Source organism: Clostridiales bacterium, from assembly GCA_014799665.1.
Taxonomy (GTDB): Bacteria; Bacillota; Clostridia; order Christensenellales; family Pumilibacteraceae; genus Anaerocaecibacter.
The window spans coordinates 486,138-506,144 of sequence record JAAVHP010000012.1; the positions used below are offsets into that span (position 1 = coordinate 486,138).

24 protein-coding genes are annotated in these 20,007 nt (G+C 49.3%); 23 read left to right on the top strand and 1 reads right to left on the bottom strand.

Going from position 1 to position 20,007, the window contains the following annotated elements; genetic code table 11:
- The first annotated feature begins 22 nt into the window (after window positions 1-22).
- From tadA to rpe, 21 genes are all read left to right on the top strand, one after another.
- Window positions 23-913: a Flp pilus assembly complex ATPase component TadA gene (tadA, locus tag HDT28_06880; GenBank protein MBD5132289.1), complete on the top strand. Its 891-nt coding sequence runs from the start codon at window positions 23-25 to the stop codon at window positions 911-913.
- A complete protein-coding gene (locus tag HDT28_06885) occupies window positions 910-1,395 on the top strand; it encodes a hypothetical protein (GenBank protein MBD5132290.1) in 486 nt (161 codons plus the stop codon). Before tadA ends, HDT28_06885 begins: the two co-directional genes overlap by 4 nt.
- 21 nt (window positions 1,396-1,416) lie before the next feature.
- On the top strand, window positions 1,417-1,614 hold the full coding sequence (gene spoIIIAC, locus HDT28_06890) for a stage III sporulation protein AC (protein MBD5132291.1): 198 nt from the start codon (window positions 1,417-1,419) through the stop codon (window positions 1,612-1,614).
- On the top strand, window positions 1,614-2,000 hold the full coding sequence (locus HDT28_06895) for a hypothetical protein (GenBank protein ID MBD5132292.1): 387 nt from the start codon (window positions 1,614-1,616) through the stop codon (window positions 1,998-2,000). Before spoIIIAC ends, HDT28_06895 begins: the two co-directional genes overlap by 1 nt.
- Window positions 1,997-3,199: a hypothetical protein gene (locus tag HDT28_06900; protein MBD5132293.1), complete on the top strand. Its 1,203-nt coding sequence runs from the start codon at window positions 1,997-1,999 to the stop codon at window positions 3,197-3,199. Before HDT28_06895 ends, HDT28_06900 begins: the two co-directional genes overlap by 4 nt.
- Window positions 3,196-3,666, top strand: coding sequence for a hypothetical protein (locus HDT28_06905; protein MBD5132294.1), 471 nt, complete (start codon window positions 3,196-3,198; stop codon window positions 3,664-3,666). The genes HDT28_06900 and HDT28_06905 overlap by 4 nt, the downstream gene beginning before the upstream one ends.
- On the top strand, window positions 3,659-4,099 hold the full coding sequence (locus HDT28_06910) for a hypothetical protein (protein MBD5132295.1): 441 nt from the start codon (window positions 3,659-3,661) through the stop codon (window positions 4,097-4,099). Before HDT28_06905 ends, HDT28_06910 begins: the two co-directional genes overlap by 8 nt.
- Before the next feature lie 9 nt (window positions 4,100-4,108).
- Complete coding sequence (locus HDT28_06915) at window positions 4,109-4,588, top strand: SpoIIIAH-like family protein (protein MBD5132296.1); 480 nt, start codon at window positions 4,109-4,111, stop codon at window positions 4,586-4,588.
- A 253-nt stretch (window positions 4,589-4,841) separates the two neighbouring features.
- The gene (locus tag HDT28_06920; GenBank protein ID MBD5132297.1) at window positions 4,842-5,153 is read left to right on the top strand and encodes an Asp23/Gls24 family envelope stress response protein; all 312 of its coding nucleotides are present in this window, start codon (window positions 4,842-4,844) and stop codon (window positions 5,151-5,153) included.
- Between the two features lie 59 nt (window positions 5,154-5,212).
- The gene (nusB, locus tag HDT28_06925; protein ID MBD5132298.1) at window positions 5,213-5,620 is read left to right on the top strand and encodes a transcription antitermination factor NusB; all 408 of its coding nucleotides are present in this window, start codon (window positions 5,213-5,215) and stop codon (window positions 5,618-5,620) included.
- Window positions 5,613-6,458, top strand: a complete 846-nt coding sequence (folD, locus tag HDT28_06930) for a bifunctional methylenetetrahydrofolate dehydrogenase/methenyltetrahydrofolate cyclohydrolase FolD (protein ID MBD5132299.1) — start codon at window positions 5,613-5,615, stop codon at window positions 6,456-6,458. Before nusB ends, folD begins: the two co-directional genes overlap by 8 nt.
- A 4-nt stretch (window positions 6,459-6,462) precedes the next feature.
- Window positions 6,463-7,689, top strand: coding sequence for an exodeoxyribonuclease VII large subunit (gene xseA, locus HDT28_06935; GenBank protein MBD5132300.1), 1,227 nt, complete (start codon window positions 6,463-6,465; stop codon window positions 7,687-7,689).
- Between the two features lies 1 nt (window position 7,690).
- Entirely contained in the window at window positions 7,691-7,945 is a 255-nt protein-coding gene (gene xseB / locus HDT28_06940; protein ID MBD5132301.1) for an exodeoxyribonuclease VII small subunit, read from the top strand.
- Window positions 7,938-8,843 (top strand): hypothetical protein, encoded by a 906-nt coding sequence (locus tag HDT28_06945; GenBank protein ID MBD5132302.1) that lies wholly within the window; start codon window positions 7,938-7,940, stop codon window positions 8,841-8,843. Before xseB ends, HDT28_06945 begins: the two co-directional genes overlap by 8 nt.
- Before the next feature lie 3 nt (window positions 8,844-8,846).
- Window positions 8,847-10,697 carry a 1-deoxy-D-xylulose-5-phosphate synthase gene (locus HDT28_06950; GenBank protein ID MBD5132303.1) on the top strand — a complete coding sequence of 617 codons (1,851 nt, stop codon included), beginning with the start codon at window positions 8,847-8,849 and terminating at the stop codon, window positions 10,695-10,697.
- Window positions 10,694-11,503: an NAD(+)/NADH kinase gene (locus tag HDT28_06955; protein ID MBD5132304.1), complete on the top strand. Its 810-nt coding sequence runs from the start codon at window positions 10,694-10,696 to the stop codon at window positions 11,501-11,503. The genes HDT28_06950 and HDT28_06955 overlap by 4 nt, the downstream gene beginning before the upstream one ends.
- Window positions 11,503-13,191 carry a DNA repair protein RecN gene (gene recN / locus HDT28_06960; GenBank protein MBD5132305.1) on the top strand — a complete coding sequence of 563 codons (1,689 nt, stop codon included), beginning with the start codon at window positions 11,503-11,505 and terminating at the stop codon, window positions 13,189-13,191. The genes HDT28_06955 and recN overlap by 1 nt, the downstream gene beginning before the upstream one ends.
- Before the next feature lie 52 nt (window positions 13,192-13,243).
- On the top strand, window positions 13,244-14,215 hold the full coding sequence (locus HDT28_06965) for a PDZ domain-containing protein (protein MBD5132306.1): 972 nt from the start codon (window positions 13,244-13,246) through the stop codon (window positions 14,213-14,215).
- Window positions 14,216-14,284: 69 nt separating this feature from the next.
- A complete protein-coding gene (locus HDT28_06970) occupies window positions 14,285-14,905 on the top strand; it encodes a hypothetical protein (protein MBD5132307.1) in 621 nt (206 codons plus the stop codon).
- A 71-nt stretch (window positions 14,906-14,976) separates the two neighbouring features.
- Window positions 14,977-16,140: a D-alanyl-D-alanine carboxypeptidase gene (locus HDT28_06975; protein MBD5132308.1), complete on the top strand. Its 1,164-nt coding sequence runs from the start codon at window positions 14,977-14,979 to the stop codon at window positions 16,138-16,140.
- A gap of 50 nt (window positions 16,141-16,190) precedes the next feature.
- Window positions 16,191-16,850 carry a ribulose-phosphate 3-epimerase gene (rpe, locus tag HDT28_06980; GenBank protein MBD5132309.1) on the top strand — a complete coding sequence of 220 codons (660 nt, stop codon included), beginning with the start codon at window positions 16,191-16,193 and terminating at the stop codon, window positions 16,848-16,850.
- A 167-nt stretch (window positions 16,851-17,017) separates the two neighbouring features.
- On the opposite strand, the gene HDT28_06985 is transcribed toward rpe, so the two are convergent.
- Window positions 17,018-17,260 (bottom strand): helix-turn-helix transcriptional regulator, encoded by a 243-nt coding sequence (locus tag HDT28_06985; GenBank protein MBD5132310.1) that lies wholly within the window; start codon window positions 17,258-17,260, stop codon window positions 17,018-17,020.
- A gap of 112 nt (window positions 17,261-17,372) precedes the next feature.
- On the opposite strand from HDT28_06985, the gene HDT28_06990 reads away from it, so the two are divergent.
- The gene (locus HDT28_06990; protein MBD5132311.1) at window positions 17,373-19,529 is read left to right on the top strand and encodes a leucine-rich repeat domain-containing protein; all 2,157 of its coding nucleotides are present in this window, start codon (window positions 17,373-17,375) and stop codon (window positions 19,527-19,529) included.
- Window positions 19,522-20,001, top strand: coding sequence for a hypothetical protein (locus HDT28_06995; protein ID MBD5132312.1), 480 nt, complete (start codon window positions 19,522-19,524; stop codon window positions 19,999-20,001). Before HDT28_06990 ends, HDT28_06995 begins: the two co-directional genes overlap by 8 nt.
- Window positions 20,002-20,007 lie beyond the last annotated feature (6 nt).

Consider the following 20,007-nt stretch of genomic DNA (forward strand, 5'->3'; position numbering starts at 1 on the left):
ATTTTGCCATAAACATAACGGTATGGAAGAGTTATACAGGCTCATACCGGACAGGCTAGTGCAACCGCTAAAAAGACTTATGACTGAGCGTGTGTACGAGCTTCGCATAATAAATTGCGCGCCCGTACGCGTATGCTACGACGGCGTATATTATTATTTATGCGGGGACGGTATTACCAAGGACAAGCTTAAAGCGTTTATTGCGGATAGGTCCGACGCGGAGGGCGTAGTTATGCGCGCGTGCTCGCGCTCGCTTTATACGGTTACCGAAACGCTCAAACGCGGCTACGTTTCGGTCTCGGGCGGAATACGTATAGGCGTATGCGGCTACGGCGTGATGAGCGGCGGAAACGTGATCGCCGTTAAAGATTTTTGTTCGGTCAATATCAGACTGCCGCACCAGATAAAAGGTTGCGCGCAGAGCTTATATTCGCGCGTGGTGTCAAGCGGGCTTAAAAGTACGCTTATAATGTCGCCGCCGGGAGCGGGGAAAACGACAATGCTACGCGATCTTGTGCGGCTTTTATCAGACCGCGGGCTTAACGTTTTATTGTGCGACGAGAAGCAGGAAATAGCCTCGTGCGTGAACGGGACGCCTATGCTCGACGTGGGAGCTTGTACCGATATCATGAGCGGCGTACCCAAGTCAGTGGCTATCGAAACGGGCGTTGCAAATATGCGTCCCGACTTTATAGCGACCGACGAGTTGTTCGATAACGATATAGACGGCGTGCGAAAAGCCGCCGCGTGCGGCGTTAAGGTTATCGCTACAGTACACGCCGAAACGCCGCGCGATTTGCTCAAAAAGCCGTGCTACAAGCAGGCAGTCGCCGACGGGGTGTGGGAACTGTATGCGGTGCTTTCCGGCGCGCCTAATCGAAATTTGAGCGTTTATAACGAGGTGCCGGCGTGAGCGTTAAGTTTTTGATAGTGTTTTTATGCGTAGCGGCGGGCGCGACGATAGGCTACCTTATAATGCTTTCGTATAAGAGGACTGCCGTATATCTTGCGGGCGTGTGCGGCGTGATAGGCGAACTGAAACGAAATATGACATATAGGCGCGATTCGGTGTCTACCGCGCTCGGCAAGGTAAAAGTCGAAAGTTCGCTGTTGATCAAGCAAATGCACGAATACGCAGATTACGCCGTTGGCAAGGACGGCGCGCCCGCTATAAGTCGAGGATTTTTGTCCGCCGAGCTTTACGCGCGGGTATGCGAGTTTTTCAATTCTCTCGGCGTATCCGACAGCGGCTCGCAAACGCGCGAGCTCGAAGAGTTCGGTAAGCTGTTCGAAAAGCTTCATGCGGAAGCCGAGCAAAAATTCAAAAAGTACGGTGCGGTCGCGGTCAAGCTCGGTTTCCTGTTGGGACTCGGCGTGGGCGTGCTCACGCTGTAATCGTTTTCTTCGGGCGGTGATATGGATATAAGCATAATTTTCAAGATAGCCGCTGTCGGCTTGATAACGGCAATAATCAATCAGGTCCTCAAAAAGACGGACAAGGACGAGATCGCAACGCTCGTAACGCTTGCGGGGCTTGTTATCGTGCTTATCATGATAATAAACATGGTAGGTCAGTTGTTCGATACGCTGAAATCGGTGTTCGGTATGTACTGATGGGAATTTTCGGGATCGCCGCGATCGCGCTCATAACCGCGTTTTGCTTTATGATACTGCACGACGTAAAAAGCGAGCTAGCCGCAGTCGTCGCGCTTGCGGGCGGCATCGTAGTAGTGCTGTCGGTTATCGATTATTTTTCGGATATTTTTTCGGTCATAACCGATATAGCCAAGCGCGCGGGACTTGCGACAAGCGTAATCAAGCTTTTGTTCAAGGTGATTGCGGTGGGGTATGTGACCGAGTTTTCGGCTTCTATAATTGACGACGTGGGGCTTAGCTCGCTCGCCGATAAGGTCACGCTCGGCGGCAAGCTTATAATCGTTGCGACCTCGCTGCCGGTGATCGTCAAGCTGTTCGAGTTTATTGCAGGTATGCTGTCGTGAAAAAAATATTGAAATTGATTATAATCGCGGCGGCGTTTGTTCTTTTGTTAATTGCCGTGCCGACCGAGGCTCATGCCGAAACGGTTTCGCCGCGCAACGAGAATAACGAAACGAGCGTTGAAGATACCGTCGACGACGCACTCGATAACCTAGACCTCAGCTCGGTGCAGGGCATACTCAATATGCTTAATTCCAACCAGCTTGCCGTGTTCGGGTTTAAGGATATAGCGGAGCGCATACGTGCCGTATCGTCGGGCGAGTATGAAAACGACTTTAACAGTATAGTTTCGTATATTGCGGCGTTATTGGGCGCGGACGTTCTCGAATTCATGCCAATGCTCATAGGCTGCTTGGCGATCGTACTTGCATACAATCTTATCAATTCGGTAAAGGGCCGGTTTGCATCGGAAGCGATCGAAAAGGTCGTGTATTTCGCTACGGCGACGATAGCGATATCGCTTGTGGTCGGGTATTTCTCGGCGGTGCTCGTAAGTGCGGTAAAGTTTATTACTTCGGTCAAAACGCAAATAAATGCTGTGTCGCCCGTACTGCTCACGTTAATGACCGCAACGGGAGCGGCTTCGTCGGCTAGTGTTTATTCGCCGTCGGTTGCGATTCTCGGCAGCGGCATGACGAGCGCGATCGTGTATCTCGGTTTTCCCGCGCTTCTTATGGGACTTGTTTTCGATATAATTGGGTCCATTTCAACGGGCATTAAGCTCGACAAAACGGCGGAGTTTTTTCGGTCGGCGTGTAAGTGGTTCATGGCGACGAGCTTCTTTTTGTTTGTGGCGGTGATAGGCGTGTCGGGCATAACGGCATCGGTGCGGGACGGAATATCGGTGCGCGCCGCGCGGTTTGCGGTGTCTAAGTACGTGCCTGTTATAGGCGGATACTTGTCGCAGGGCTTCGACTTCGTAATGGCGGGCAACGTGCTGATAAAGAACGCGTTGGGGTCGAGCGCAGTGATACTGATAGTGCTGTGCGCCGCGCCCGTCATAAGCAAGCTTGCCGTGTTCACGCTTACGCTAAAACTCACTGCGGCGATCGCAGAGCCGCTCGGCGGCGAGAAGCTTTGCAATATCATGACCTCGATTGGCAAGTCGTCGTCGATAATAGCGGCTGTCGTGAGTGCAATGACGTTTCTTTACATACTGTTTTTATCAATGATTATCTGCACGGGGAATATCGGGTTATGAGTTCGTTTGCCGCATGGGGAATAACCATTCTTGCGCTCGCCGTTATATCGACGGTCGCCGAAATGCTGTTGCCGAAGGGAAAGACGCGCAACGTTATCCGTTCGGTAACGGCGAGCGTCGCCGTGCTTGCGATTATTACGCCCATACCAAATCTGCTTAAAAATGGGTTTAAGTTCGATTTCTCGGCGGACGAAGTGGAGATCGACGGCGGGTATCTTCAATACGTGGACGGAGTTAAGGAAGAAATGCTCGTAAATTCGGTCAAGAATTATCTTTCTACGAAAGGTCTTGGCGTCGATTTCGACTTAAAGCTCGAAGTCGACGGGTGGACTGTAAAATCGGCTACTGTAAATTTTTCGCAATCCGTCATTACGGGCGGGGACGAGCATATAAATAAGAGTGAAATCATCAAGTCGATTGCGGACTATTTCGGTATCGACGAGGAGGCGGTTATGTCTTATGGATAAACTTCGCGGCTTTATCGAAAAGCTGAAAAGCATAAAGCATCTGCCCGTTATTCTGTGTATAGTAACCCTTATCGTTGTGCTGATAATATACTTTTCGTGCGTGTCGCGCACCGACGAAAAGACGAGCACTACGGGGCTAAGCGGATACTTTTCTGCCGACAGTTCGACCGATTACTGCTCGTCGATGCGCGCGCAAGTGGAAAGCATCGTGTCGCAGATCTCGGGCGTGGGCAGTGCGTCTGTAGTAATCAATTGGGATAGATCCGCACCGTCGGGGTTCGGCGGCGATACCGAAAATCCCAAAGCCGTCAGCGCGCTCGTTGTGTGCGACGGCGGAACTCAAACAAAAGTCAAGCTCGACGTCATGTATGCGGTATCCACGCTGCTCGACCTGTCGATAGAAAAAATCATGGTATATCCAAAATCCATTTAGGGAGGCATTATGAGTAAAAAGAAAAAGATTATCGTACTTGCGAGCATGGTCGCGCTTCTTGTGTTGACGGGGTGCTTGAACTACTTTTTGAACCGTCCGTCGAATACGCCCGCGGGCGCGGACTCCACCACGACGTACAGCGACTACTTTGCCGCGTCGCGTGCAGATAGGGAATCCTCGCGTTCCGAAACGGTCATGTACTACGAAGCGATCATCGGAAGTGAAGCCAGTTCCGAGGAAGCAAAAGCCAACGCCGAAAGCGGTCTTGCGGCGCTTGTCAACGGTATGGATACCGAGCAGCGTCTCGAAACGCTTATCAAGTCGCTCGGCTTCGACGATTGCTTGGTAACCGTCGGCACGGAGAATATCAACGTAATTATCAAGTCCGACGCGCTTACCGATCAAGAGGTTGCACAGGTGCTCGACATGGTAACGACCGAAACGGGCAAGTCGCTCGAATACGTTCGTATCAAACCTATCGATCTGTAATAAGAAAAATTTCACGGGCGGGCGCGTAAAAGCGCCCGTTTTAATTTGGAATTAAAATTAATATTGTTAAGTGTTTTTATAGAATGTATAGTTTTTTTGGGGGAATAGAAATCAAAGTAAAGGTTTCTTGCCTACTTCTTTCCTTAAAAGAAGTAGGAATTAAAATTGAAAAATGACGGCGTAAAAGTATTGTATTTTCGATTGATATGTGTTATAATTAAAATGATATGCTGTATCTGGCAGAGGTAGTTTAATGAGCGCTAAGCGAAACAATCTATTTTCGAACGGAATAACGTACGGGCATAACGTGCTGCGTTCGATCATACGTTTGGCGGCGCAGGAAATAAGCGGCGTGGAAGCCGTATGCGGCAGGGGCGTACGGTGTTTTATCGTGGGCGACACGATCGACGCCGACGTTTACATTGAGGTAAACAGCGAAGTTAGTTGTTCGGATATAGCATACAAGGTTCAGGACAATATCAAGAAAACAGTGGAAACCATGACCGATTATAAGATGGGCGTGATAAACGTTAACATTATTTCGGTCAAATTTCCCAAGCATTAGTATTTTTCGGTCGGGCGAGCTGCACGACCGATTTGGCATTTTTTACGGAGGGCAATATCATGAAACGCCGCGCTGCGCGTGAAATAGCTTTTCAGCTGACCTACGAAATGGTCATGACGGGCGAATATAACGACGAAACCAAAGACGAGCTGCTCGGCGACGCGGACCTCGACGCTCGTGATTACGTGAACTCGATAGTGAACGGTATTGTCGAGCATAATGCCGATATTAAGAACGTGATTGTTAAGTACGCGAAAGGCTACGAGTACGACCGCATATATAAAGCCGATCTCGCGCTGTTGTTCGTTGCGTGCTACGAGATCATGTATACCAAAACTCCGCCCGCCGCCGTTGCAAACGAAGCGGTCGAAATTGCCAAGATTTATTCGGACGTTAAGAGCCATGCGTTTATAAACGGAATACTCGCGTCCGTAATTGCCAACGAGGGCGAGAGCGCAAATGGCTGAAATAATCGATGGCAAGGCAATAGCTTGTAATGTTCGCGCCGCCGTAAGGATGCTCGCGCTCGATTTCGAGAAAAAGCATGGGCGTAAGGCGGGGCTTGCCGTAGTACGCGTGGGAAGCGATCCCGCGTCCGCGGTGTACGTTCGCAATAAGATCAGGGCGTGCGACGAGTGTAACATTCGCTCCTTTGCGTATGAACTTAAAGAGGACGTTACGCAAGCAGAGCTTAACGAGCTTATAGTTAAGCTTAATAACGATAAGTCGGTCGACGGAATAATCGTTCAGTTACCTTTGCCCAAACATCTCGACGAGACGGCAACGCTTGCGTTGATTTCGCCCGATAAGGATGTAGACGGCTTCCAAAGTATTAACGCGGGAAAGCTGTTTACCGGAGTTAAAAACGGAGTAGTCGCTTGCACTCCGCGCGGCATTATGGAGCTTATCAAGAGCACGGGCGTGAAAATTGCGGGCAAGCACGCCGTGGTCGTTGGGCGGTCGAATATAGTCGGTAAACCCATAGCAATGCTTTTGCTTGCCGCCGACGCTACCGTTACTGTTTGCCACAGCAAAACGGACGATCTCTCGTCCTATACCAAAACGGCGGACATTCTCGTCGTAGCGGTGGGGCGCAAGAACTTTATCTCTGCCGATATGGTAAAGCGCGGCGCGGTCGTTATCGACGTAGGTATAAACCGCGACGAGAGCGGACTTCACGGCGATGTGGATTTCGATACTGTCAAATCGGTTGCGGGCTATATTACGCCCGTGCCCGGCGGCGTAGGACCTATGACGGTCGCTATGCTTTTACAGAACACTGTGGACGGTGCGTTCCGTGAATAGGTTGATGACAGTTTCGCAGCTGTCGCGCTACCTGCGCGGTGTGTTCGACGACGAGGAGCTGCTACATGACGTTACGCTTACGGGCGAGGTCGCCGATATATCGTATTCAGACAGGCATACGTTTTTGGTGCTTGCCGACGGCGCGTATTCGGTGCGGTGCGTTCACTTCTCGTCGCGCGATCAAATCGAAAAGGGCGCAAAGATAGCTGTTCGCGGCAGCGTGAACTTTTACGATAGGCGCAATACTGTTTCGTTCACTTATTGCGAGTACTTTTTAGAGGGCGTAGGCGATAAGAATGCCAAGCTTACCGCGCTCAAACAAAAGCTGCAAGAACTGGGTTATTTCGAAAACCGTCCGCTCCTTCCAAAGTATATAGTAAACGTGGTTGCAGTTACTAGCCCCGACGGCGCGGCGATACGCGACTTTATGCGCGTAGTGTACGACAAATGTCCGTTCGTGAATATTAGGGTTTATCCGGTAAAGGTCCAGGGCGAGGGCGCGGCGGCGCAAATGGCGCGCGCGATAAGGCGCCTGCAAAAATGCACGACGGACGCGATCGTGCTTTGCCGCGGCGGCGGAAGCGACGAGGACCTCGACAGCTTTAACGACGAGGAGCTTGCTATCGCGGTCGCGCAATCGAAGATCCCGATCATTTCGGCGGTCGGGCATGAGATAAACTATTCGCTCTGCGACTTTTGCGCGGGCACGCGTGCGGGAACGCCGTCCATTGCGGGCGAGATTGTAAACAGCCACGCATTGGAGCTTATAGCTGACGTCAACGGCGCGGCTTACGCCATGCAGCGTGCCGTGCTTAACAGATACGCATCGGCGGTCGGTAAGCTTAATCGACTCGGGCGAGCCACTACGGCGGCGGTACAAAAGCGCGTCGTTCACGGCTACAGCACGGTCAAGCTCGAAATGCGGCGCGCGAACTATTCGGTCCAAAAACGGCTCGATACCAAGCTTGCGCGACTGACTAATACCGTTCAGCTGTTAAAGTCGGGCGTAGGCGCAAGGTTTACGGCAAAGAAAAGCGAAAGCGAAAAGTTAAAAGCCATTCTTTCCGCGCTCGATCCGCACCGCATAATCAAGATAGGGTATGCGGCTGTATTAAAGGGTAATAAACGCGTGCAAACGGCATCGATGCTCAAAGCCGGCGACAGCGTGCAAATGATTTTCTCAGACGGCGTGGCGACAGCCGTCGTAAGCCAAACCAAGGTAGGTGATTGATATGTCAAACGTAACGAAAGAGGTCACTTCGCAAGACTTTGAAAATAAGATAAGCGAGCTTCAAGCTATCGTCGATAAGCTCGAAAGCGACGCGGGCGTATCGCTCGAAGAAAGTGTTGCGCTTTTCGAAAGCGGGCTAAAACTCACCAAAACGTGCGTCGACGAGCTCGACGGTATGCAGGCGCGCATTAACGACCTAAACAAACAGCTCGACGAGATTTTGAGTAGACCCGTCCTCGGTGAACGCGATGAGTAATTTTTTCGAATCACGCCTTGCCGAATGGAAGGAACAAATAGATGAAAGGCTGGAAAAGCTTGTAGGCGAGCTTCACTATGCCGAGCCGTTTAAGGAAGTATTGAGATACGCTTTATTCCCGGGCGGCAAGCGGCTTAGACCGATACTTACTTTGGAGCTTCACAGCCTGTTTTGTCCGCCCGACGAGTATGCGCTTGATTACGCGTGCGGAATAGAGATGCTGCACTCGTACTCGCTTATTCACGACGATATGCCGTGCATGGATAACGACGATTATCGCAGGGACAAGCTAACCGTTCACAAGCGCTACGGCGAGGGCGTGGCACTTTTGGCTGGCGACGCGCTACTCGATTTATCCTATCGTATTTTGAGCTGTCCCATGCCCGACGGCAAGAGCAGTCCGTTTATCGGGTATTCGGGCGCGGGCGGCGATATGGGGCTTATCCGCGGACAGTATTCAGATCTTTACGGTGAGATCACTTCGCTTGACGAGCTTTTCAAAATGTACGACTTTAAGACGGGCGCGCTCATTCGGCTCGCGTGCGACAGCGGGTATGCGCTCGGCAACCGTTCGCGCGTATCGGTAGTAGGCGGCGACCTCGGCAGAACGTTCACCGTGTCGGCGCACGAGGAAGTGGATGAGAGCGCTATAATCGACAGTCTTAGAGTAAACGATTTCGCGCGTGCTTTCGGCAGGGCGTTCCAGCTCTACGACGATATATCGGAATATCTCGAAGGGCTTAGCATTGGCGAGCGAAGCGTGCTTAAATTCCTCGACCTCGACGACGCTAAGAAAGAACTTAACTTAATGCTTAATAATGCTGCAAAGAAGCTCGATCTTTTGGGTGGCGATACCCGTTTTTTGAACGAGTTGGTGCAAAAATTCGTAATAGTGTAAAAAGTGGACTACGCAAGCATTAAAACGCCGAACGATTTAAAACGGCTTAATACGGACGATCTCAAAGGCGAGTGCGAATACCTGCGCTCGCGCATTGTCGACGTTGTGGAACGCAACGGCGGGCATTTGGCGTCCAATCTCGGCGCGGTCGAGCTTACGGTTGCGCTGCATTACGTTTTTGATTGCCCTAACGATAAGATCGTTTTCGACGTGGGGCACCAGTCTTATGCGCATAAAATTTTGACGGGGCGCGGCGAAGCGTTTGACGGCTTGCGCCAAAACGACGGTATTTCTGGCTTTCCCAAGCCGAGCGAGAGCGATTGCGACGCATTCGGCACAGGGCATTCGTCCACATCGCTGTCGGTTGCGCTCGGGTTTGCCGAAGCGGCAAAGCGGTTAAACAAGAGCTATTCGTCTGTCGCTGTCATCGGCGACGGCGCGCTTACGGGCGGGCTTGCGTATGAAGCGCTCAACGCCATAGGCAGCGAGCAACTTCCGCTTGTGATCGTTCTCAACGACAATAAAATGTCGATCAGCAAGAACGTAGGCGCAATGAGTAAGTATCTTACAAGATTACGCGTGAGCAAAAAATACGCGCGTATCAAGTCGGAAATCAAACGCGCCGTATCGATAATTCCGCTTTTCGGCGACGGCGCGCTTACCGTGCTCGAAAAGGGTAAATCCTTGCTTAAACGCGTCGTGCTGTCCAATAAGATGTTCGAGGCGATGGGAATATCGTACTACGGACCGTTTGACGGGCACGACGTAAAAGAGCTTGTCAACGTTTTTTCACAGGTCAAAACCAAGGATAGGCCCGTCATCGTTCACGTGGTAACCGATAAGGGCAAGGGGCTTAAAAGCGCAACGGTCGATCCCGAGCATTCGCACGGTATTTCTTCGGCGAGCGCAAAACAGAGCAATGAATTTTCGACGGTGCTCGGCGAGTTCCTGACCGAAGCCGCGGCAAAGGACGAGCGCGTAACTGCCGTTACCGCCGCTATGTCTATCGGCACGGGGCTCGAAAAGTTTTCCGTAGATTATCCCGAACGATTTAAGGACGTGGGTATAGCGGAAGAACACGCTGTAACCTATTGCGCGGCGCTTGCCGCGGCAGGGCTAAAACCGTATTTCGCCGTATATTCGACTTTTCTGCAACGCGCGTACGACGAGATCTTACACGACGTTTGCATAGGTAATTATCCCGTAACGCTGTGCGTCGATCGCGCGGGTGTTGTAGGTGCGGACGGCGTTACACATCAGGGCGTATTCGATTTGAGTTATCTTTCGTCAATGCCGAACATGACAGTTATGTGCCCTACGGACGGCAACGAGTTAAAGAGTATGCTCGAATTTTCGCTGTCGTATAACGCGCCGCTCGCTATTCGCTATCCAAAGTCGTATACAATAGAGCGCGAACACGAGCCCATCGTTTACGGCAAGTGGGAAGTGGTGCGTAAAGCACAAAAATCAAAAATCTACGTTCTTTGTGCGGGCGGCCGTGCGCTCGATATTGCTTGCGAAGCGTCGGACGAGTTCGGGCTCGATATAGAGATCGTAAATGCACGGTTCGTAAAGCCACTCGATATTCAATATTTACAGAGCGTAAATAAAAAGGGCAGCGCGGTAATAACTATCGAGGACAATATCGCGCAGGGCGGGTTCGGCATGAGCGTGCTGTCCTACCTTAACGAAATAGGCAATAACGTTAAATGCGTATGTTTGTCGCACGGCGATAAATTTATCGACGACCGCGACGTTAAAAGCTCGCTTGCGGGTTCGGGCATTACGAAAGAAAATCTCGCAGGCATTGTTAAAAATCTCAACAAACAGAAAAGGAAAGCAAATAGTTTATGAAGATAGGCGTTTTTTCCAACCCGTATAAAGATCCCGATAACGCAGTCCGCGACGCAGTGTTTGCCGCCGCGCGTGCGTGCGGTATCGAAGCCGAGGCGTACGAAAAAGGCGTTACATATAATTTCATTGCTTCGGTGGGCGGCGACGGTACGATCTTGCGTATCGCTAAGGACTGCGCTCTGTCGGAAATTCCCATCCTCGGCGTGAACAGGGGCACGGTCGGGTTCCTTACGGAGATCGAGCCGAAGGAACTTAACTCCGCCATGGAGCGGCTTATCAAGCGTGACTACGTGCTCGAACGGCGCGCGCTCATCGACGCAGAGCATAACGGTGAGCATTTTTATGCGCTTAACGACGTAGTGGTCCGGTCCAAGACGGGACGCATGATTTCGGTCGAGGTAAGTATAGACGGCGAGCGCATAGATAAATTCGCTTGCGACGGGTTTATCGCGTGCACGCCGACAGGCTCTACCGCTTATTCGCTTTCGGCGGGTGGTGCGGTTGTTGCGCCCAATACTCCCGTTATCGAGCTCACGCCTATTAACCCGCATATACTGCGCACGCGTCCGATAATCGTCGGATCGTTCGAGAAAATATCGCTTAAAAACTGCGGTAATCACGGCGCGGATCTTTTCGTGGACGGCGAGACGGCGGTCGATATAAACAGCGGCGACAGTGTTTCTGTCACAGGTTGGGACAGAAGTGTTTTGTTCGTTCGCTTTGATAAAAAAAGTTTCTACGATAAAAAAAGTTTCTACTCGCGGCTTTTGAGCAAGCTCAATCCCGCGCCGATAGCGGAGGACTGATGCTACAACGCATTACTATTCATAACTTGGCGCTTATACGCGACCTTGAAATAGAGTTTACTAACGAGCTTAACGTGTTCTCGGGCGAAACGGGCGCGGGCAAATCGATAATCGTCGATTCGCTCATGCTCCTCGTCGGCGGACGGTACGATAAATCTATGCTTAAATTCGGCGAGGACAGCGGCTTCGTCGAGGGCGTGTTCGATTACCAAAACGACGAACCACTTAAAGCGGTCGGCGTCGATACCGACGACGGCATATTTATCGTTACGCGCAAATTCTATCGCGACGGCAAGAACGAAATTCGGTTGAACGGCAAGCAGATAACCACGTCCATGCTGCGCGAGCTGATGCAAAACTACGTAGACATCTATGGACAAAACGAATATCAATCGCTTTTAAAGATAACCGAACAGCGCAAGATCCTTGATTTCTTTGTTTTCAAAAAGGACGACGGACTTCTTACGAAAGAGCGCGAGCTGTACGACGCGCATAAAAAAGTCGTTGCCGAAATGAACGGTTTGGGCGACGAAACGGAACGCGCCAGGCGCATAGATCTACTTAAATATCAGCTTGACGAAATAGCCGCTGCGAACGTAAAAAAGGGCGAGGAGGACGAACTTATCGAGCGTCGGCATATCCTTATGGCGTCCGAGCGCATTAAGAACGCGCTTATGGAATGCGCCGAGCGTTTGGACGGCGAGGACGGCGCGACTGCGGACGTTGCCGACGGCGAGCGCGAGCTAAAAAATATCGCTGCGTTCGGCGAGACGTACGACGGCTTGTTCGAGCGGCTTAAATCGGTCGCTATTGAGCTTGACGATATAGTAGAGAGCGTCAAGGACGAGCTCGAAAAAATGGACGGCAGCGAGAACGAGCTGGACGAGGTCAATACCAGACTCGATAAGCTGCGCGCGCTTAAAGCCAAGTACGGCAATTACGACGCTATGAAGAAGTTTGAAGCGACCGCTTCCGGCGAGCTCGAACGGTTATCGAACGGCGAGGAGCTGTACGCCGAACTTTGCGACAAGGAAAAGAAGCTTCGTAAGGAGTTGTATACCAATACAGTCGCGCTGTCGGATAAACGGCACGAGGGAGCGGAGATTTTGCAAAAGCGTATACTTGCGGAGCTTGCCGATTTGGGTATGGCTAACTCGCAATTCGAAGTGAAATTCTCTGCGTACCCGACCGAGGACGAGTTTATCAAAAAGGTGACGGCTAACGGCTACGACGAGTGCGAGTTCTATCTCAGCCCCAACGTCGGTCAGCCCATGCTTCCGCTCGCTAAAATCATTTCGGGCGGCGAAATGTCGCGGTTTATGCTCGCCATAAAGCTGATTACGGGTAATCTCGGTCGAATCGAAACTATGATTTTCGACGAAATCGATACGGGCATAAGCGGCGCGATAGGACTTTGCGTTGCCAAAAAGCTTGCCGAGCTGTCGCGCGGGCATCAGGTCATGTGCGTTACGCACTTGGCGCAGATCGCGGCAATGGCGGACGGACATTATTATATAGAAAAACGCGAGGTGGACGGCGATACCGCAACCCGCGTTACTCGGCTCGACCGGAACGGCATAGTGGGCGAGCTTGCACGGTTGTCGGGATCCAAGGGAATATCGGATTCGGCGGATAAGAACGCCGCCGAGCTCAAATCATGGTGCGATAATTTTAAGTCAAATCTTTAAAAATTAGTATAATAAGTATATAATTCGACAAGCGGCAAACACTAAACCAAGTATGAAAAAATTGCGCGGAGTAGTGTGTGCGCTTGTTGCGCTTGTTTTATTTTTATGTTTTCCTACGGGTGCGGCGCTGGCCGATACCGAGTACGTTTACGTAGGCGGTTATCCCGTCGGTATCTCGATCGACGTAGGGGGCTTGCTTGTCGAGAGCGTTACGGGTATCGAAACTGATTACGGCACGGCGTATGTGGACGGTATTCAGCGCGGCGATATAATTGTCGAAATCAACGGCAAAACGGTATCGTCGGCAGAGGAAGTTACGGAAGGTCTCGGCGACGAGGTAACAGTTAAACTGCTGAGAAACGGCGAGACCGTTATGCTTAACGTTAAACCGATAACTGAAGCTTTTACGGGAAAGCGCAGGCTTGGCGTTAAGATAAAAGATAAGCTTTACGGCGTGGGAACGGTCACATTCGTGCGCGGCGATAAGCGGTATGCGGCGCTCGGGCACGAAATTTACGATAACGAGCTTAACGTGCATATTCCGTTTGCGGGTGGGCACGTTCATGCGTGTAAGCTTATAGGCATTAAAAAAGGTCAAAAGGGCGAGGCTGGCGCAATTCTTGCCGCACTAGTTCCCGACAAGATTTACGGCACTGTCACGTGCAACAATAATTTCGGGATAGCCGGTTTGTACGATCACGACTTCGATACTACGGATAAGCTTCCGCTTGGCACGCGCGACGACGTGACAGTCGGCAGTGCGCAAATTCGAACGACCGTCAACGGCAGTCCCGAGTATTTCGATATAGAGATCATAAAAGCGACCAAGCAAGCGGGAAGAAAGGAAAAGGGTATTGTGTTCCGCGTTACGGATAAACGGCTTTTGGAGCTTACAGGCGGAGTGGTGCGCGGCATGAGTGGGTCGCCGATAATTCAGAACGGAAAGCTCGTAGCGGCGGTCACGCACGTATTTTTGAACGACTTTACAAAGGGTTACGGCGTATATGCCGATTGCCTTAATTAAAAAACCGAAATTAAATTATCCGTCGTATTTTGACGAATATTGAGGAATACCGTTGCATAGATATATCGTATGAAACGGACGTATGTAATAACCGATTGGGTTTATAGGCTCGGTCATTCCATCAGACGGAATAAAATCGTTGTAGCGTTATACGCGCTTATATGCGTGCTTTTTCTCGTTGTAGGTATAGCCGTCGGCGTGGGCGTGAACGATAAACATACGTTTATTTTGAATAACGGTGCGCCGATATTTAAATTCCTGCGCGGAGGAATAGGTATTTTTACCTTCTTTATATTCGATTTTGTGCTGATAAGCGTCTATACGGTGTTTGCCGCCTCGGTGTTTTTCTATAAACCGCTTGCTTTTCTTTCGCTCGTGCCGTGCGCATACCGCGCGTACGTTTTGGGCTTGAATGTAAGTATAATAGTCGTGGTTTTTACCGTATCGGCGCTACCAATGCTGTTCGTGCTGTACGTTCCTATATGTTTAATAGAGATCGTCGTCGTTTGCTTCGCTTCGTTCGGCTGTTTTAAGTTCAATGCGCTCAATTGCGGTTGTATGCCGTCGAGGGTGGATGTCAAGCAATACTACGTGGGCGTTTTACAATACATAATTATTCTGGCGGCGTGCGTGCTTGTTAAAACGATCACGCTCGGTCTTTTCGGCTCGTCGTTAGTGGGTATAATTTAATAACCGAATTAGAATGAATTAAATCTTCCAAAGTAATACACAATAAAGGTATGAATTTCTTTGGAGGAGATATGTATAAAAAAATTATGTTGGGTGTTGCGGCTGTGCTCGCGGCGCTCATTGCAATGATGCCCGTAATGGGTAACGCCGTTCACGCCAAAGCGGAAGCCGAGGACAGCCTCGCAAAAACGTGCAAGTCGGCAATGCTCGTCGATTACGATACGGGCAAGGTCGTGTTCGAAAAGAACGTTAAAGAGCATTTGCCCATAGCGAGCATGGTTAAGATCATGACGCTCTCGCTTGCGTTCGACGAGATAGAAAAGCGCGAAATATCGCTCGATACCATGGTGACGGCTTCCGAAAAGGCCGCATCTATGGGCGGCTCGCAGGCTTTCCTAGACGCCAACGCAGACTATAAGCTCGGCGAGCTGTTAAAGAGCATTGTCGTGGCTTCCGCTAACGACAGCTGCGTTGCCGTAGCCGAGTATCTTTACGGCAGTGTTGATGCGTTCGTGGAAGCGATGAACGACCGCGCCACTGCGCTCGGGCTTAACGATACCAAGTTCGTGAACTGCACGGGCTTGCCGCAGGATGGACAGTACAGCTGCGCGCACGACGTAGCCGAAATGTTCAAAACGCTTGTAGATCACGAGGAGTTTTTCGAGTATGCGGGCGTGTGGATGTACGACTTCGAGCACCCGAGCGGACGTGTTACCGGCTTAACCAATACTAATAAGCTCATTAAGTTTTACGACGGTTGCGACGGCGGAAAGACGGGTTACACCGACGCGGCGCGCTCGTGCATAACCGTCACCGCCAAGCGCGGCGATACGCGGCTCGTGTGCGTGGCTATCGGCGCGGAAAATTCCAAAACCCGCAATAAAGAGGTTTCGGAAATGCTCAATTACGGGTTTGCCAACTATAAGACGGTGTTTGCCGTAAAGAAGGGCGACCTTGTGGGCGAGTACGCCGTCGAGGGTGGTAAAACCGATACGGTTACGGTAGTTGCCGCGGACGATTGTTCGGCGTTCGTCAAGTGCGGCGAAAAGAGCGAGATCGAGCTTGTATCGCAAATCGACGCGCTGTGCGCGCCCGTAAACGTAGGCGATAAGGTGGGTACGATCGTCGTTAAGATAAACGGCGAGGTATACGGCGAGGTCGACGCTGTTGCGCAAACCGATTGCCAAAAGAAAGGGTATATCGATATTATTAACGACTTTATAGCTAATTGGTAAATTACTCTCAAACGTTTGACGGATAGTTTGTCGTGTGATAAACTATCCGTATGAGTAATAAAGTTCTTATCGCACCGTCGATACTGAGCGGCAACTTTGCCGATATGGGTAGCGACGTAAAAAACATGAAAGAGATAGGCGCGGACTGGATCCACGTCGACGTTATGGACGGAGTGTTTGTGCCTAATCTTACCTTCGGGTTCAAGATGATAAGCGACGTGCGCAAGCTCAGCGATATGTTCTTCGACGTGCATTTGATGATCACTCAGCCTAAGCGTTACGTAGAACGGTTCGTTAAGTCGGGCGCGGACTTGGTGTCGTTCCATCTCGAAGCGGAAAGCGATATCGACGGCACTATCGATATAATCAAGAATGCGGGCTGTAAGTGCGGACTTGCCGTAAACCCCGATACTCCTATCGAAAAGCTTGCTCCGTACGTAAGTAAACTCGACTTGATTCTTGTTATGTCGGTTTTCCCGGGGTTCGGCGGGCAGAAGTTTATCGACGGTTCGCTCGAACGCATTGCGGAAGCTAAGTCGCTTCGCGATAAGTACGCGCCGAGCGCGGTTATCGAGGTAGACGGTGGGGTGAACGTAAATAACGCCGCAAGTATAGTTAAAGCTGGCGCGGACGTAATGGTCGCGGGTAACGCGGTGTTCGGCGCTCCCGATAGGGCGGAAGCTGTCAGATTATTGCGAAATATCGATTAATTTGTGACGAAATATCTTCACGGCGCATACATCATTACGGGAGGTATGCTCATGTCAAAGATAATATGCTTAAAATTGCCCAAGCCGTTGGGAAAGATAGTGCGACTGTTTAAAAGAAATAAATAACAATAAAAACCGAGAGTATACTCGGTTTTTTGTTTTGTAGATTATTTGAATCGGGAGTCATCTTTTAACGGGTACGGCGTGTCTATATCGGTTATATCGAGAATATAATCGGTAGACACTTCATAGTGCATTGCGAGTTGTATTAATATATCGATAGGAATTTGCCGCTTTCCGCTCTCGTATTGAGAATAAGTGTTTTGGCTAACGTTCAATAATTGCGCCAATTCTTGTTGCGTTGATTGTGTTTCTATTCGCAATTCCTTTATTCGATGCAAAATTTTCATATATTTATTATAAATATCTCGTTCTGAGATATTGACATATATCTCAAAATGAGATATACTTATGTTGTATGGGTATTGTTCATGTAAGAAATGCCCGATAAGGAGTTAGCTTATGAAAAAGAAATTCTTGACAATCTTATTGTCCGTATTCGCGGCATTTGCCTGCGCATTCGCTTTCGTCGCTTGCGGTGACAAAGGTAACGGCGAGGGAAGCGGCGACAACGGCGACAGGGATAACGTCTCCGATATCGGCGGTGACAATAATGATGATAACAAGGGTAACAACGACGAGGATAACGACGAGCCCGGTATAGGTATAGATATCGAAACGTTATACAAGAAATATGCCGATGCATATTATAACACCGATCCGGAGTATGTCGAAGAATATATTGTCTTGACGGAAGATAAAATCTGGTATGACAATACCGGCGCTACGGGCAAGTATAAAATATCATTAACATTGTCCGGTGCAATCAATGTTAATTTGTATGACGATTTGTCCGTTAATAACATTGAATATATGAACGGTGAACTGGGCGAAACAAACAACAATAAATATATTTCGCTCGCGCAGGCTTATACGTTTAATGAGGGTGATGATGAAGAAATTCCCAAATGTCCCAATTCGCTCGATTATGAGCTTGCGGAAGACGGCGATTATTATATTGTTGTAGGCTTGGGCTCTGCGTCGGGCGCAGTGGTAGTTCCTAAAAGATATAAATTTACGCCCGTAAAAGAAATCGACAAGCGCGCGTTTTATAACAGCAAAACTATTACGAGCGTGGAAGTTCCGTCTTGTGTAGAAAAAATAGGCAATCGAGCATTTGCGAATTGTTCAAGATTGACGAGCGCCAAAATAGATGCGCCAATAGATAAGCTTACCGAAGAGTTTTTCGGCAGCTGTACCAATCTTGTGGACGTGTATATTCCCAAAACGGTAACGGAAATAAATTATTTGGCTTTTCACGGTTGCGATAAGGTCGAAAACGTGTACTACGACGGCAGCGTAAACGATTGGGCGCAAATCAAATTCGGAATTTCGAGCAGTCATGCAAGCTCTAACGTGGGTAGTCAAGAGCCTCACTGGGCTAACCCCATATCGAGGAGTGGACGTAAGCTTATAATAAACGGGTCCACCGTCACCTCTTGCGAGCTGGATAATGTAAGCACCGGCGCATTTTTTATGTACAAATATTTGACGGAAGTAACCGTAACGGGCAACGTCGGCGATTATGCGTTCTACTATTCGAGCATAACTTCGCTTTCGGCAGACTCGATAGGTCTTAGCGCGTGCGAGGGGTGCTATTATTTGAAGTCGTTCACGGGCGGCGGAGATAAGATAGCCGATAAAGCATTTTACGGCTGTACCACAATGACTGACGCTACGATTGGCGCTAAGGTGGTCGAAATCGGCGAATATGCGTTTGGCTCTTGCGACACGCTAAAAAGTATAACGATTCCTGCGTCGGTTATAAAAATAGGCAAGTATGCTTTTACGGATGGCGGGATAGAAGAAATAACCTTTGACGACGCTACCGACTGGCAGATCGAGCAGCGCGACGGCATTAAGAGTGTGACTCAGGACCTAACCGATAAACAAACCGCGGCGCGGCTGTTGACGCAAGGACAAAGCGCCTACGGTTACGGAGACTGTGATTGGAGTGTGTATTTGTATAAATACACGTTAAATTCCGATAATGCATCCTATTCCGTCGTTGCGGGAAAGAGGCTTATTGATAAATCGGTGAATATTCCAAGCGAATATAATAACTTGCCCGTAACCGCAATCGGGGATTACGCATTCAGTGATTTCAGTAGTTTAACGAGCATAGTGATACCGAACAGTATAACAAGTATCGGAAATTACGCATTCATGGGTTGCAGTAGTTTAACTAGTATGGAGATGCCAAACAGTGTAACGCGTATCGGGAGTTTTGCATTCATATATTGCAGTAGTTTGACAAGCATAGCGATACCGATTAGCGTGAAATTTATTGGATATGCTACATTCCGCGGATGCAGTAGTTTAACGGGCATAGAGATACCGAACAGTGTAACGAATATCGGACCATATGCTTTTGCTGATTGCAGTAGTTTAACAAACATAACGATACCAAACAATGTAACAAGTATTGATGGATATGCATTCTATGGTTGCAGTAGTTTAACAATATATTGTGAAGCTGCAAACAAGCCGAGTGGTTGGACTGTCACTTGGAATGTAGATAATCGACCTGTTGTATGGGGGTATAAGAAGAATGGATGAGCAAAATATGTACATTGTTGAAAAGAAGCTTGATCTGATAGAGACTCAAACGGAATACGATTTTATAAAAAATAAAAACGCTACGTCTAAAAGATTGTATTTTGCGATACTAACAACAATCATAGGAGCAGTAATTGCAATAGTAAACGTATTTACCGCCTGTGTATGCAATAAAGATATCAATCGGTGCGTATTGTTGGCGTTTAATATTATGAATATAATATATATTGTTATGTCGTGTATGTTACAGATTACGGTGATGATAGAATATAGTAATATTGGCAAAAAACGTGCTGAGAATAGACCGGAATCGTCGAAAAGTAGTGATAATATAGATTCTCAAATTATTTATTATAAAAGCGAAAGCGATAAAGAAAGGCGGAGCGTTAAACTTAATTGCATTTTTGGACTGGTTTTCTTAGCTATGATTATGATATCTAACGGCATTCTTTTGTGGTTCGTGTTTAATTAGTGATTT